At 62.5% G+C, this 14507-nt stretch carries 9 protein-coding genes; 8 read left to right on the top strand and 1 reads right to left on the bottom strand.

Features of this window, described 5'->3' with window-relative positions:
- The first annotated feature begins 33 nt into the window (after positions 1 to 33).
- The 8 genes from RlegSU303_RS31240 (at position 34) to RlegSU303_RS31205 (ending at position 12637) form a co-directional block, all read left to right on the top strand.
- Complete coding sequence (locus tag RlegSU303_RS31240; RefSeq protein WP_131621277.1) at positions 34 to 411, top strand: hypothetical protein; 378 nt, start codon at positions 34 to 36, stop codon at positions 409 to 411.
- Between the two features lie 211 nt (positions 412 to 622).
- On the top strand, positions 623 to 2572 hold the full coding sequence (locus RlegSU303_RS31235; protein ID WP_131621275.1) for a DUF4384 domain-containing protein: 1950 nt from the start codon (positions 623 to 625) through the stop codon (positions 2570 to 2572).
- A 22-nt stretch (positions 2573 to 2594) separates the two neighbouring features.
- A complete protein-coding gene (locus RlegSU303_RS31230) occupies positions 2595 to 4211 on the top strand; it encodes a caspase family protein (RefSeq protein WP_017957740.1) in 1617 nt (538 codons plus the stop codon).
- Positions 4208 to 6733 (top strand): trypsin-like serine protease, encoded by a 2526-nt coding sequence (locus RlegSU303_RS31225; RefSeq protein ID WP_131621273.1) that lies wholly within the window; start codon positions 4208 to 4210, stop codon positions 6731 to 6733. Before RlegSU303_RS31230 ends, RlegSU303_RS31225 begins: the two co-directional genes overlap by 4 nt.
- 13 nt (positions 6734 to 6746) lie before the next feature.
- Positions 6747 to 7919: a serpin family protein gene (locus tag RlegSU303_RS31220; protein WP_017957738.1), complete on the top strand. Its 1173-nt coding sequence runs from the start codon at positions 6747 to 6749 to the stop codon at positions 7917 to 7919.
- Positions 7920 to 7961: 42 nt separating this feature from the next.
- Entirely contained in the window at positions 7962 to 10367 is a 2406-nt protein-coding gene (locus tag RlegSU303_RS31215; protein ID WP_017957737.1) for a protein kinase domain-containing protein, read from the top strand.
- Positions 10368 to 10535: 168 nt separating this feature from the next.
- The gene (locus RlegSU303_RS31210; protein WP_011655309.1) at positions 10536 to 10847 is read left to right on the top strand and encodes a DUF982 domain-containing protein; all 312 of its coding nucleotides are present in this window, start codon (positions 10536 to 10538) and stop codon (positions 10845 to 10847) included.
- 605 nt (positions 10848 to 11452) lie between these two features.
- Positions 11453 to 12637: a phosphatase PAP2 family protein gene (locus tag RlegSU303_RS31205; RefSeq protein WP_017957736.1), complete on the top strand. Its 1185-nt coding sequence runs from the start codon at positions 11453 to 11455 to the stop codon at positions 12635 to 12637.
- 123 nt (positions 12638 to 12760) lie between these two features.
- Here the strand turns inward: RlegSU303_RS31205 and RlegSU303_RS31200 are convergent, their stop codons facing one another.
- The gene (locus RlegSU303_RS31200; protein WP_017957735.1) at positions 12761 to 13915 is read right to left on the bottom strand and encodes a sulfite oxidase; all 1155 of its coding nucleotides are present in this window, start codon (positions 13913 to 13915) and stop codon (positions 12761 to 12763) included.
- Positions 13916 to 14507: the final 592 nt, after the last annotated feature.

Raw genomic sequence — 14507 nt, 5'->3', positions numbered from 1 at the left:
TTGCGCATCAGGTTGATAACGGATTTGACGACGATGACGAAATCCTGGCTCATAACCTTGTCGATCAGCCTTCTGCTGGCGCTGCAGATACCTGGGCTCGCCTATTCCGGCCCGGCCGAAGACGCCCTTGCGGCGCGAAACCCTTCGCTTGCGGCGCTACGGCAGCATGACGAAAAGGCCTTTGCTGCGGCGACTGCGATCATCGCCGAACACGAGCGCGCCAAGGGGCTGGCGCCCGGCGAGGCGAAGCTGCCCGATGCGACCTCGCCCGGCCGCGACATGGGCTCGGGCCCTGGCAAGGAATTCACGGTCGACAATCCGGATATTCTCTGGCTCTACAATTCCTCTCCCGAGGGAATGAGCGACCTGATCTCGATTTTGAAATCAGCCGGGCAAAAACCCAAGAACTAACCGTCACCTCGCAGTCGAACGGGACTATAAAAGGCACCGGATATTGCCGAGCGTGAGTCTTGCTCACGTCTTTGCCTTGGCGGATTCTTCCCGGCTCCAAATAATTTGTAACCCTCCCTCAAGCAAGACAGGCGAAGCCATCCCAATTTCGCCAGTCAGTGCTATTCTCATCTTCAACACAGTGTGAGATGTTCGAAGAGGAGGTTTTTCAATGCCGAACCGCAAAGCCATCCTGGCTGCAGCCACCTTTCTTTCGTTCTTTTCGGTGGTTCCCGCCGTCGAGGCGCAGAACGAACGCACATTGACCGAAGCGCCGGCGCAGACCGGGCCTGTCACCATCACCTTCGATCGCGCTGAAGCCAAATACGCCATCGGCGAAGTGGTCGGCCTCTTCATCCAGTCGACCGAGAACGCCTATGTCACGGTGCTGAACGTCTCGCCGAACGGCGCGGTCGTGAAGCTTTTCCCGAACAAGTATCAGACCGACGCCCTTGTCGGCGCCGGAAAGCGCGTGCAGGTGCCGGATCCCGCAAGCGGCGCCAAGCTGCAGGTTTCAGGCCCGGTCGGCCAGGAACAGATCAAGGTCTTCTATTCCTCCAAGCCGCTGACCATCTTCGCCGATCTCGGCGGCAGCGGCGGCGGCATGTTCCGCTCGATCGATGGCGGCATGGATGCCGTTTCCCGCAGCCTTGAAGAAGCCCGCAGCCTCGGCACCAAGATCAGCAGCAAGACGCTGATGCTGACGACGGTCGATAGTCCGGCTGCCATCCCGCCCGTCGCAGCCGCCCCCGCGGCGAAACCGGTCGAGCAGGCTGCAAAGCCGCCCGTTGCGCCGAAACCTGCGGCCGCGCCGAAGCCGAAGCCGGTAACGAAACAGGAAGTCGCCAAGAAGCCGGAAACGGTGGTCGAAAAACCGAAGCCGGCTGCCCCGAAAAAGGTCGCGCCGAAGCCTGTCGAGCAGGCAACACAACAGCCGCCGAAGAAATACAAGATCGTCACCAACCTGGCGCCCGGCCAGGAGCTTGCAGCCGACGAACTGGAGCTGATCGGTCCGGCCGACACCACCTCATCCACCCGGCCGACCCAATATAAACAGCCCACGCAGTACAAGCAGCCGAGCCAGTCTTCGCAGACGAAGATGCCAAAACTGCCAATGCCGCAGATCAAGATGCCGCAATTCAAACTTCCCGGCGGGTTCAGCATCAAGATGCCGCAGCTAAACCTCGGCCGCTCGGCCGAACCTGGCCAGGCCGGGGAGGAGATCGAGGTAGCGAACGCCGATACGCCTGTTTGTACTGCCCTTCTCGACAAGCTGAACACCGCTGTTGCCGCCAAGGATATCAGCGCTGCCGCGGCTGAGGCCGATGCGATCGCCGTCAGCGCCGATTGCGGCCAGTTCCAGGTGAATGCCCAGCGCCGCGTCGCGGCCCTCAGGCTTTCCGCAGCTCAGGAGATGATGGCCGCCAACCAGCCGGTCGCCGATTACGAGCCGCTGCTTGTCGCCGCCGACAGCCCGCAGGTGCTCTGGCAGGCCTCCGCCACGCTCGGCGAGATCTATTTCTCCGCACGCCGCTTCGCCGATGCCGCCGCCGACTACCAGCAGGCGATCGAGATCATCAAGAACGAGACCCGCACGCCGAAAGCACCGCCCGCCGAGACGATCTCCGATCTCATCCAGCGCGCCGCCCAGGCCCGCATCCTTGCCGCCAACCCGACGAGCGACAATCCTGAGGGCAGCTTCGTGCCGGCCGAGAAGGACCACCGAAGCGGCGTGCTCGGCGGTATCTATTCCGAGAATGTGCGCGGCATCGTGCCGGTCTCCGTTCCGGTTCCGATCACCTTCGACTTCAACAAGTCGAGCTTCACCTCGATCGGCACCGAGGCCGCCCAGGAATTGCTGGAGGCGCTGAAGGAGCAGAAGCCCGGCCGCATCATCCTCGTCGGCCATACCGACCGGCGCGGCGGCGACGACTATAATCAGAAGCTTTCCGAACGCCGCGCCCAGGCCGTCGCCGACTTCCTGAAGAGCAACGGCCTCGACGCGACGATCGACGCCGAAGGCCGCGGAGCATCCGAACCGGTGGACGTTACGGCAACCGCAAACCTCACCGAAGACGATGTCGATGCGCTGAACCGCCGCGTCGAATGGCGCCGCGAATAGGCCGGGCGAGGGGGAACTGGCCATGACCGCATTCGTTTCCATGGCCGCAGCACTTGCCCTCCTCACCATGGCGGCCACCGACAGCCTGGCAAAGGTGATCGAGGCGCCCGAGCGTGGTGCGGTCAGGGCCGTTCTGATCGGCATCGACCTCTACCGCAACGTTCCGCCGCTGCACGGCGCCGTCGCCGACGCCGACGACCTTTCGCTTTCGCTGCGCTCGGTCGGCGTCGAGGACATGACGCTCCTGAAGAACGGCGCTGCCGACCGCGAGGGTATTTTCCATGCGATCGAGGCCGTGACGGAACGCGCAGGGTCCGGAGACCTGATCGTGCTTGGCATCGCCGGTCATGGGTCGAGCGAGCCTGAACGCGTCAAGGGTTCCAAACGGAGCGGCCGCGACGAGGTCTATATTCTGGCTGGCTTCGATACCCGGCTGCCGGGATCGCGCGAGCGCATCTTCGGCGACGAATTCAAGACGCTGATCCGCAAGCTCGAGGCCAAGGGCGCCGATGTCGTCTTCATCGCCGATACCTGCCATGCCGGCGGCATGACCCGCGACGTCGATCCGCGCGGCGCCGAGATCACCTGGCGTCAGGCGCCTTCCTATACGATCGAGGAGGACGATCTCGCGCCGATTTCGACCACGGCAGATGCGCTGTCCACCGGCTTCGATTTCAAGCGGCTGACCTTTCTCGCCGCCGTCGACGAAAACACCAAGTCGCCCGAAATCACCATTCCAGGCATTCCGCAGAAACGCGGCGCCCTGAGCTATGCCACCGCCCGCGCCTTCGAAGGGGCCGCGGACCGCAACGGCGACGGCGCCGTCAGCCGCCGCGAACTGTTCGAATATGTGCGCCAGGCGGTCTATCAGTTCACCAACCAGCGGCAGAACATCTTTACCGAAAGCCCGCCCGGAACCGATCTCGATCGCGCGGTCGTCTATCATTACGAAGGGGCGGGGGCCCAGGCGGCGGCGGAGAAATCAAACACTCCGCTGCCCCCCGAGCCCGCGCCGATCAGCGTTGCCGCCCTCGGCTCCGAGCCGGTGCTGCAGGGGATTGTATCAGCCGTCACGCCGTTCAAGCTGGCGGAGGGGGCTGATGCCGAACTCGTCTTCGATCCCGAAAAACACGAGGCGATTGCCGGCGGCGATGTCGTCGCCTCCGGCGTCGGCGCCGGTGACATGCCATTCGTCGTCGACCGGATGGCCGCGCTCGATGCGCTGAAGCGGCTCTCCGAGACCAACCCGCAGACCGTGCGCGTGACGCCTTCCGACACCGTCCATCGCGAAGGTGAGCGCGTCGGCGTCACGGTTTCGGATATATCAGCCCGCAAGCTCGTGCTCTTCGACGTCACCGGCGATGGAACCGTGCAGTTCCTCTATCCGGGCGAAAGGGAGGTCGATGCCGAGATGTCTCAGACCTTCGATCTCGACCTTTCCGTCGTCGCACCTTTCGGCACGGACCTGCTCGTTGCCGTCACCTCTGAAACCCCGATGCCCGAACTTATTGAATTCCTGAAGCAGAACGACAGACGCCGCACCGCTGGCAACATCGCCAAGCGCCTCGGCGAATTCCTGCCCGAGGGCGCGCGCGTCGGATTTACGGTCCTCTATACCTCCGCCGGAGCCAAGCTATGAGCACGTCGATCAGCAGGATCCTCAATATTGCGTCCGTCATGCTGCTGCTCGGCTCTCCGGCTCTTGCGCAGCAGGACACGGATTTCGCCGGCGAGGATGGCGGGCGTGTCATTGGCGGCCAGGCGGCCAAGAAGGGCGAATGGCCCTGGCAGGTGAAGATCCTGGCGCCCGATCCCGAACAGCGCGGCCGCTTCGGCGGCCATTGCGGCGGCTCGTTGATCTCGCCGCGCTGGATATTGACGGCCGCCCATTGCGTCACCAGCGGCCGCTCCGGCAAGCAGGATCTCTTCGCCCGCGACCTGCTGATCGTCGAGGGCAAGTCGAAGATCGACAAGGTGATCGCGGTCGACGGCCCCGACAAGCCGGGTCTTGCCGTCGAAGAGGTGATCATTCACGAGGATTTCGACCGCAAGGTCTTCGCCAACGACATCGCCCTCATCAAGCTGAGCGAGCCGGCTAAATCGAAGCCGGCGATCCTTGCCTCGGCCTCCGATGACGAGGTGGAGGCCGCGGGCCACTCGGCCGTCGTCACCGGCTGGGGTTACACCAAGGCCGATCACGGCTGGGACGACAAATACCTGCCGACCGAACTGCAGGAAGTGGAACTGCCGATCGTCCCGCGCGAGGACTGCCGGGCCGCCTACCGCGACAGCTCGATGCGCATGAACCCGATCGACGAGCGCAATGTCTGCGCCGGCTACGCCGAGGGTGGCAAGGATGCCTGCCAGGGCGATAGCGGCGGGCCGCTCGTCGCCCAGCGTCCCGACAAGCGCTGGATCCAGCTCGGCATCGTCAGCTGGGGCGCCGGCTGCGCCGAGGCGGAGCATTACGGCGTCTATACCCGTGTGGCCGCCTTCCGCGACTGGATCGCGGCCAAGACCGATGGCGACGTGCCGAATGTTGAAGGGCCTTCTGCCAGCGATCAGGTCGCATCCACCACGACCGGTGGCGGGACGAAGCAGAGGAAGTCCGGACAGGAAGAGACCAATCTCGTCATCACGACCCCGCCCGCCGGCGATACCGCGCCAGCCGCCACGACCGAAACACCTGGCGCGCCCACCGGCGATACTCCGCCGGCTGACAAACCCGTCGCTGACGAACCCGCCGTTCAGCCATCGGTCGTCCAGACACCGGTGATCGAAAGCTCGCCCGGCGACCGCGCGCTGTTGATCGGCATCGACGATTACGAGATGCGCGAGGCGAAACTGACCGGCTCCGCCACCGATGTGAAGGCGATGCAGGTCTTCCTCGCCAAGACGCTCGCCTACCGCCCGGAACAGATCCACACGCTGACCAACCGCAAGGCGACCCGCGAGGCGATCCTTGCCGAGATCGACGACTGGCTGGTGCGTCAGTCGACGCCGGGAAGCCGCGTCTTCCTCTATTTCAGCGGCCAGGGCTCGGAGGAAATGGGCGCCGACGCGACGACCAGCCCGACGCTGGTGGCCGCCGATGCCAAGCTGGTCCGCGAGGCCGGCAAAGTGACGGTCACCAACCAGATCCGCGAAACCGAGATCGCCGCGCGGCTGAACAGCCTCAAGGACCGCCGCGTCACGCTGCTGATCGATGCCTGCCATGTCGGGCCCGGCAGCCGCAGCGCGGTGGCAGCGCCCTCCGGCACCGTGCGTTGCCTCGGCCCGGCGCTGGCAGCGCTCGAACCGCCGAACAAATCAGGCAAGGAAGCCAAATTCTCCTTCGGCGGCGAAAACGCCATGGTCTGGTCGGCCGTTAACGCGGGGCAATGGGCGCTCGTCGACCGCGAGGCCAAGCCGGCGGTCGGCGTCTTCACCCGCCGCTTCATCGAAGGCGTGCAGGATGGCGTGGCGCGCGCGGCCGACAAGCCGAATGTCAGCAATGCCGCGCTTCTCGATTATGTCCGGCGCAAATCGGACGAATATTGCCGGACGCATGCTGAGGATTGCCGCTTCACGCCGGTTCCACAATTTTATGGTCAGCCGGATGCGCTCGGCCGGGATGTCATCACCGGCGAAGAGGCGAAGACGCCGGTCGCCGCCGTCGAAAACACGCTGAAGAGCGACAACGAAGCGGGCGTCGCCGTCGACGTGCTGCCCGGTACCGCGGTCAGCATTGGCGACAAGGTGGCGATGCGTGTCTCCACCAAAAAGTCCGGTTACCTGATCCTGGTCGATATCGACGCCTCCGGCAAGCTGACGCAGCTTTACCCGAACAAACGCTCGATGGGCTTGAAGCCGACCGCCAAAAGCGGCGACAACCGGCTCGATCCGGCCCGGCCGGTCGTCGTGCCCGATGCGCGCAATCCCTATACCGGCTTCGAATATGTGGTGGAGGGCCCGGCCGGCGTCGGCATGGTCGTTGCCATCCTCAGCGACAAGCCGATCGAAGTGCTCGACCTGCCCGATGTGCCGACGCCTCTCGTCGGCCAGCGCGCCGCCTTCAACTATGTCTACGATCTCGCCCGAAGCCTCAGGATCGTCGGCGACGACGAAACCGGCGCCCAAGGCAAATGGTCGTTCGATTCCAAATTCTATCGCGTCCGCTGAACAGGAGCGAACCATGCCGAAATCCACTCTGCTGGCGGGTCTTGCCGCTTCCCTGATGGCGCTTGCTTCGGCTCATGCCGGCGACAGCAAGGCGATGCTTACAGCGCAAGCCGGGCTCGCCGCCGAACTGATCGACCGGACGCTGGCAAAGGAGGGTGCTGCCAATATCATGGTGTCGCCGGCAAGCCTTGCCGCAGCACTTGGTCTTGCCGCCCTCGGCGCCTCCGAGCAAGGCAAGGCCTCGATCGCCAAGGGCCTCGGCTTCGGCGGCGAGGTGAAGGGACCGGAGACGGTGCTCGACGCGATGTATCAGGAAAAGCCGGCAGCGGCGGATGCGCCGTTGACGACGGCGGTCGCGATCGTCTTCGACGACAAGCTGGTGCTCGTCCCCGATGCGCTCTCCATGCTCGCCGGCCACCGGATCAAGCCCTCGATCGAGGATCTCGACGGACCGAAATCGGTCGAGCACATCAACGGCTGGGTCAAACAGGCGACGCGGGGAGCCATTCCTGTCATCCTGGACGCACCGCCGGGCGGCGGCTTCGTCAGCCTCGGCGCGCTTTCCTTCAAGGCGCGTTGGAAAACCTCCTTCGATAGGGAGAGCCCGGCAAGCCCCTTTCAGCGGCCGGATGGCTCGACGATTTCGGTGCCGATGATGCATCTTGCCGGCGATGGGCAGAAATTCCGCTCCGACGAGAAATTCACCGCCGTCGACCTTGCCTATGCCGGCGAGAGCTACAGCATGGTCGTGGTGGCGGCGCGCTCCGGCAAGGGTGTGACCGGCTCTGACCTGAAGGCGCTCGCTTCCTGGCTGCAAGGGGAAAAATTCGAGGCCACCAAGGGCGAAATCTTCCTGCCCCGCTTTTCCCTGAACGACGGGCGTGATTTGATGCCGATACTCAATGCGATGGGAGTGGCGCCGGAGAAGGCCAAGGATGCGGGTTTCCCGGGTTTCACCAAGGAAAACATCAGCCTGGCGCGCGTCCTTCAGAAGACGATGATCAAGGTTGACGAAAACGGCACGGAGGCGGCGGCAGCCACGGCTGTTATCACAGAACGCAGCATCGATCCGAAGCTTGTCCGCGTCGTGGCAGATGCCCGTTTTGCCTTCGCGCTTCGCGATACAAGAACCGGCCTGCTGCTGGCCGCGGGCCTGATCGGCGATCCATTACTGGCAGGCGAATAGAATTCCGTTTCATGAATGCAATGAATGCAGGGGGACAAGTGCATGAGAAGTGATCTGATCGCCCGCTACACGATCGGCGAGCCGGTCTATGAGAACGAGTTCATCGTCTATCCGGCCCAGGACAAGCGGATGGACCATGCGGTCTTCATCGTCGCGCCCGATATGGCGCTGAAACTGGACAAGGCTCGTTTCGAGCGCGTCTGGACCTCCATCAACGAGGCCAAATCGCTGACGGCCCGGCGCTTCGTCGAAATCGAGGACCTCATTCCGCCGTCGCCGGAAGACGACAATTTCTACATCGTCGAGAAGCGGCCGTCGAAAACGCTGCACCAATATCTCGACGAAACGGAAATGGTGGCTTACGAGCGCGCCGTCGAGATCGGCCGCCACATCCTCGAGGGCCTGGCGACGCTGCATGGCGCCGGTTACGCCCACAATGCGCTGACGGACCAGTGCATCTACGTCTCCGAGGATTATTCCGGCCTGTCGGTGCGGATCGGTAACCTGCACCTGATCTCGAAGATCGGCGAACACATCATCCCGCCCTATGTGCCGGAATTCGGCGCGCCGGAAATCTATGCCAGCGGTACTTTTTCCGCCTCCGCGGCGCTCGACATCTACGCCATGGGCATGATCGCCTACAAGCTGTTCCTGCCGCGGCAGACCTATGCCAGCGTCTTCGACAGCGTCATGGTCTGGGAAGACGAACACCAGCGGGAGCAGAGCTGGAAGAACATCCATCTCGATCCTTCCAATATCTTTCCCCGCCTCGACGTGCTGATCCCGGGCTTTCCCGAGGGTCTTGCAAGCCTAGTGGAAAGGATGCTGAGCCGCGATCCGAGCGCGCGACCGCGAACGGGCGCCGATGCGTTGGGCGAATTCGCACGCGTCACGACGGGCATCCAGCCTATGTCGTGGGATCCGCGCGGCAGCATGCAACAGCAGCAGGACGCGCCGAAGCCGAAAAAATGGACGCTTGCGAAGCTGTCCATGATCGGTGCGCTGCTCCTGATCTGCATCGGCGTCGGCGTCGTCACCATCCCGAAGCTGCTGGCCCCAGATCCAAAACTCGTCGCCGATGTCGGCACCTGGAAGAAGGAGGCCGAAAGCCGCAAGCAGAAGGCGATTGCCGCCAAGGCGCCGGAGCGCCCGGCCAGTGACCAAGCGAAACTCTCCTATGACACCGGCGCCGCGGCGCTGACATCGGCCGATGCCCTGCTCAAGGACGAAGATTACGAAAAGGCCCTTCCGGGCTTCCAGACGGCAGCCATCAATCTCGGCAATGCGCTGATCGGTATCTCCAAAGAAAGTGCCGAGAAGGCGAAGGCTGCCGCTTCAGCCGCCGGCGGCGACAAGGCGCCAGGTTTTGCCGAGGCCGACGCCAAGATGAAGACTGCTGCCGATGCCGCCACCGCAAAGCAGATGCACGCTGCGGTCGGCGCCTACGACGAGTCGAAAACGACGTTTGACGATCTCGCCAAGGCGCTCACCGCGTTGACGGCCGCCGAAAAGGACGCGGCGGCAAAGCGCGAAACCGTCAATCGCATCGGCGCCGGCGATAGCCCCGATGTCGCCAAGGCGAGCGGGCTGATGACGGATGCCAAGGCCAAGGCCGAGCAATGGCAGGTGCCGGCCGCGACCACAGGCTATGGCGACGCCGCTAAACTGTTCGATGCCGTCATCGCCGACGTCATGGCGGCGAAGGACGAGGCGACGGCGCTGAAGCAGAAAGTCACCGATCTCAGCGCCTCCATTGCAACCCGCGCAGGTGCTGCCGATCCGACGCTTGCCGCACTCGCCCCGAAGATCGGCGAGGCCGACGGCCGCTACACTGCGGAGGCTTATAAGCTCGCCATCGTTGCCTACCAGCCGATCCTTGCCGATCTCGAGGCGCTGTCGGCGCGAGGCTTCTGCCCCGTTTCGCAGACGCTTGCCTTCGAGACCGTGCCGGCCGGAAGCTATTCACTTGACAATGTCCGGCTGATGACCTCGTCGATGCAGGAACTCGGCGGCATGCTCGGCGTTGCCAATGGCGCCGTGAAGATCGACAAGTCCTTCTGCATGCAGACGAAGGCGGTCACCAGGGCGGAGATGGCGGAATATTACACCGCCAATTCCGATCCCGCCGCCGCACAGGCCTATGCCGACAATCCTGAGCAGCCGGCCGACGACGTGCCGCTTGCCGTGGCGCAGAACTATACGGCCTGGCTGTCGAAGCAGCTGAACGCGCCCGTCCACCTCCCGTCAGCGACGGAATGGATGGCAAGTGCGGCAAAGATCACGCCGGAAAAACTGCCCGATAACGGTGATATCATCCTGCAATGGAGCGCCACCCCCTGCGAAGCCGGCGGCAATGTCGCCTTCATGGCGCAGGAGGGCTCGACCTTCGTCGTCTGCTCGGATGCGTCGGCCGGCGGCATCTTTCGCGTCACCGCCGAATTGCGGTGAGCGCGGCGAAACTGGGGATAGAATAGGGGAGCGCGTGCGCCGTTTCTGCTTCATTCGACAGCTCGCGTTCAAGCCGTATTATTCGACAAATTTCAATTCCAAATTACAAAATACGCGCGTATATTGAACTGGGGACTGCAGTATCCGTGCCTTGAGGGGTCGAGGACAATGTGCTGGAACACATCATCAGCATTCACGCCGGTTGGCTTTGCTTTGCGAGGCCCGGCATCTCGCAAGATCGTATGGACGCTGGGCGACGCGGCGCGTCTCCTGATCAACGACTGGCCTTGCGATGACGGCGAGGAATATGTGGCTGCCGTCAAAGCCTGCGTCGACGCATTGAGCGGGAAGATTGCCCCGGAACAATTCCGGGAAGCGCTTCTGCGCGCGGCCGATGAGGCGGGCATCGCTGCTCTGTCGCTCGTCCGGCAGGGAGTTGGAGAGCGACGGCCGGACCTGCCATCAAGCGCGCAAAGATAGTCCGAATTTCGAAGAGCTACTCGCCTTTCGCCGCCACGTTTGCGCCAGGAGCAGTCGTTGCGCTCGGCGTGAAGGAACGACAGATTTGGGGCCGTTGGCCGGCGGACTGCTTTCGGGAGCAGGCGCTGAAAGCTGACATTCGTTCATCAGCGGCTCGAAGGTCCGCTTTTGACCCGCAGCAACCGATTCCATCGGTACGCGGGGAGGGGCCGCCGATGGCTTGACTGCTGAGCGTCGTCACAGCGACCCTGCGGGGTGCAAGTCAGGAAGACAGCGGCCTTCGGACCTGACCTTTCATACCGCAACCTGCTCTCATTTTTGATCCTTTCACTTAGCAGCGCTTCGCGGTATAATTAGAGCGGGCTAAAATAGAAAATAGAACGGCCGTCAAAGCAGAAACCTTCCGTCTTTGGGCCGGGATCAACTGGGGGTCGAACATGCTTAGCGGCTTTAGCAGGGCCTGCGCGCTGATCCTTTTGTCAGGGAACTTCGCTTTCGCCCAATCGGATCAGATAGAGCCAAACGCTGGAACGTGGAAGACGTGGGTAATCACGTCGGGCAAAGACTTCCGAGTGGCGCCCCCTCCGGATACTTCCGAAACCGAGTTGGAGCAGGTCCGCGAACTTGTCGCAAAGAACGATGCGCAGGTCGCCGCCAAGATCACATTCTGGGACGCTGGCTCGCCCGGCTATCGATGGATCGACTTGGTCAACAACCGTCTTCTCGCAAACCAGACGATCCCCAATGCGCATCGCGTCTACACCTATTTGACGATGGCGGTCTACGACGCCACCGTCGCGGCTTGGGAGTCGAAATACTTCTACAATCGCCCGCGCCCGAGCCAGGTGGATACGACACTGCCGACTGCGCTGCCTACGCCTCAGAGTCCCGCTTATCCATCCGAACACGCGGCAGCCGCTGGAGCCGCCGCGACCGTCCTTGCCTATTTCTTTCCGGACGAGGCGTTGTCGTTCCAGGCGATGGCCGAAGAAGCCGCGCAGTCGCGTGTCCTTGCCGGTGTCCAGTTCCCAAGCGATTCATCCGCTGGCCTGGAATTGGGGCAACGCGTGGCAGAGCAAGTGATTGCGCGGGCAAAGGCCGACGGCTCCGATGCCGTCTGGACCGGCACCGTGCCGACCGGGCCGTGCATGTGGGTCGGAGCCAAACCCGCCAATGCAACCATGCCAAACTGGAAGCCGATCCTGCTCGAGGCAGCCGATGAATTCAGGCCACCGACTCCGCCCGACTGCAAGTCTGCGGCCGTGAAGGCCGAGACGGATGCAGTCCGGCAGTTTGAGCGAAAATTCCCCAACAGCTACAAGGCGTTCTACTGGCAAAGCCCATCCGGCCTGTTCACCGACTGGTATGACTATGCCAGCAAGTGGATGTTCGAGGACAAGACGGATTCGAACCCGCCGCGCGCCGCGCGGGCTTACGCGATGCTCGCAACGGTCTACTACGACGCCTACATTGCAAGCAACGACGGGAAATACGCTTATTGGTACCTGCGGCCCAACATGCTTGACCCGAGCATCACTCCCCTGTTCGCAGTGCCGGCCCATCCCAGTTATCCGTCGAACCACTCCACGTTGTCGACTGCCCGATGCGAGGTGCTTGCCTATCTGTTCCCCGACCAGGCGGAGTTCATCCGAACGGTCGGCAAGGAAGCGGGCGATTCCCGCATCTGGGCCGGCATCCACTATGAAATGGACAACCGGGCCGGTGCCGCACTTGGCAAAGCGGTCGCCGGGAAATTCATCGAGCGGGCAAAAAAAGACGGGGCAGACTAGCGGAAGGGCCGCCAGCGGATGACCGCCGGCGGCTTTCTCCTGAAATGTCGCAGTCCCAAGTGAGGGGTTCTCGGTGGAACGTTCCGTTCACTCAGCAGCCGACGTGCGAGGCAGCAACGTTTCTCAAACGATGCGGATGCGGCGCGTCACCTGGCCATTGCTTTCCCAGTATGTGTGCTTCTTGGCGATCAGCGGATCGTCCATTGCCGGTTGGATTTGCCCTGCGGTACTGATCGCGCGCGAGGTAACCGTGTGTTCTCCAGGCGAGGGATCTGGCCAATCCAGTGACCAAATCTTCCAGGCGTATTCGGCCTCCTCGCTGTGATCGATGACTGCCGGCATCCAAGGCCCTTGATCGATTTTCACTTCGACCCGGTCGATCGGTGCACCCCAGGCTGCGCCGACGATCCGGTGACCGGAGTCCTTGCGCGTGACCTTCGCGGGCGCGGATTTCAGCAAGGCCCGGCCGACCGAGGTTTCGGCCCACACGGTCTCGCCGTTGTGCTCTTCCTCCCGGATGGTGACATAGTCGCGGCCCATCAGCAGGCTCATGAAGCGGGTGTCGCGAACCTCGATGCCCTTCAGCCACTTGACGTTGGCGATCCCGTACCAGCCCGGAGATATCAGCCGCAGCGGGAAACCGTTGGCCACCGGCAGGGTTGCGCCGTTCATTTCGTAGCAGAGCAGATTGTCGGGGTTCATCGCGTCGGCGAGCGACATGCTGCGAGCGAAGTTCTGTTGCATCTTGATGTCGCGAATTGTGACCTCGCCTTTGTCGGTACCGAAGAAGACGACCTCAATGCCCTTTTCAAGGACCCCGGCTTCCTGGAGGATCGGGGCAAGCGGCGTGCCTGCCCAGCGGGCATTGCCGATACCGCCGGTGAAGAAGGGGAAGCCGTGGTTGCCGGAGCATTCCACGGTGAAAACTACCTCCTGCCGCGGCCGCGCCTTGATGTCGGCGAGCGTCAGTTTCAAGGGCTTATTGACCAGCCCTCCGATGTCGAGGGACCAGGACTTGTCGTCAATCGTCGGTCGATCGAAATGCGAGATGCTGAAAAACCTGTCATTCGGAGTTATGAAGGCATCCAAATCCTCCCAGACAAGCTGGGTTTGAATCCCTACCGGATCGGGACTTTCCGTCGGCTGATCGAGCCATGGAATGACTTTCTCGCCCGGCCGCGTCGGAAAAGCGTGGGCCAGCGACGAATAAAGACCCGCGATTCCGGCGAGAACCGCGCTTCCCTGAACGATGAATTCTCTGCGTTGAAGAACAGGCATGGTTTTCCCTCCAGATGCATCCGGAACGAACTGCAGCGCGCCATCGGCCGCAGCGGGGCACGGATATGCGCACAATGTCTTACCTCACCCGGAAATTTTCGGAGCGAGGTCAAGCGTCAGCTGCGCATTCAAACATGCAGCGCCGGACGGTTTTCTAGCTTGCGTCTCCTATTTCAAAATTGCGCCTTTGCAAAAGAAGAGTCCATAGCCGTCGAATCGCCGAGTTCAAGGTAAGCGTCGATATTGAGGATCGACTGCAAGGCTGCTTTGGTCGAGACGCGCCCTCGCGTCATCACCAGAAAAGGTCCGAAAGTGGCGCAAAGCGGACGAAGCGCATGGCTACTGTCGGACCACGGCCGTCATTCGTCCCAATTCAGGATTTCGTCCAAAACGTCTTCACCCAGAACGTTTTCGTTGAACCTCGAATACTTCGACATCGGCCGCCTCCTTCGGACTTGCCTTATCCTAGATCACCATTTCGCGTAGATCGTGGATAAGTCCGCCGAGCCCGGCCTCGGCTCCGACACTTTCTTGTAAACCATGATCCTGACTTTCTTGCCTTTCCAGTCGTCCATTCCGTTTTTTTTCCTCC

This window comes from Rhizobium sp. SU303 (assembly GCF_021052345.1).
GTDB classification, from domain to species: domain Bacteria; phylum Pseudomonadota; class Alphaproteobacteria; order Rhizobiales; family Rhizobiaceae; genus Rhizobium; species Rhizobium laguerreae.
Note: the sequence above shows the minus strand (reverse complement) of the source record. Positions and strands in the feature narration are given on the sequence as shown.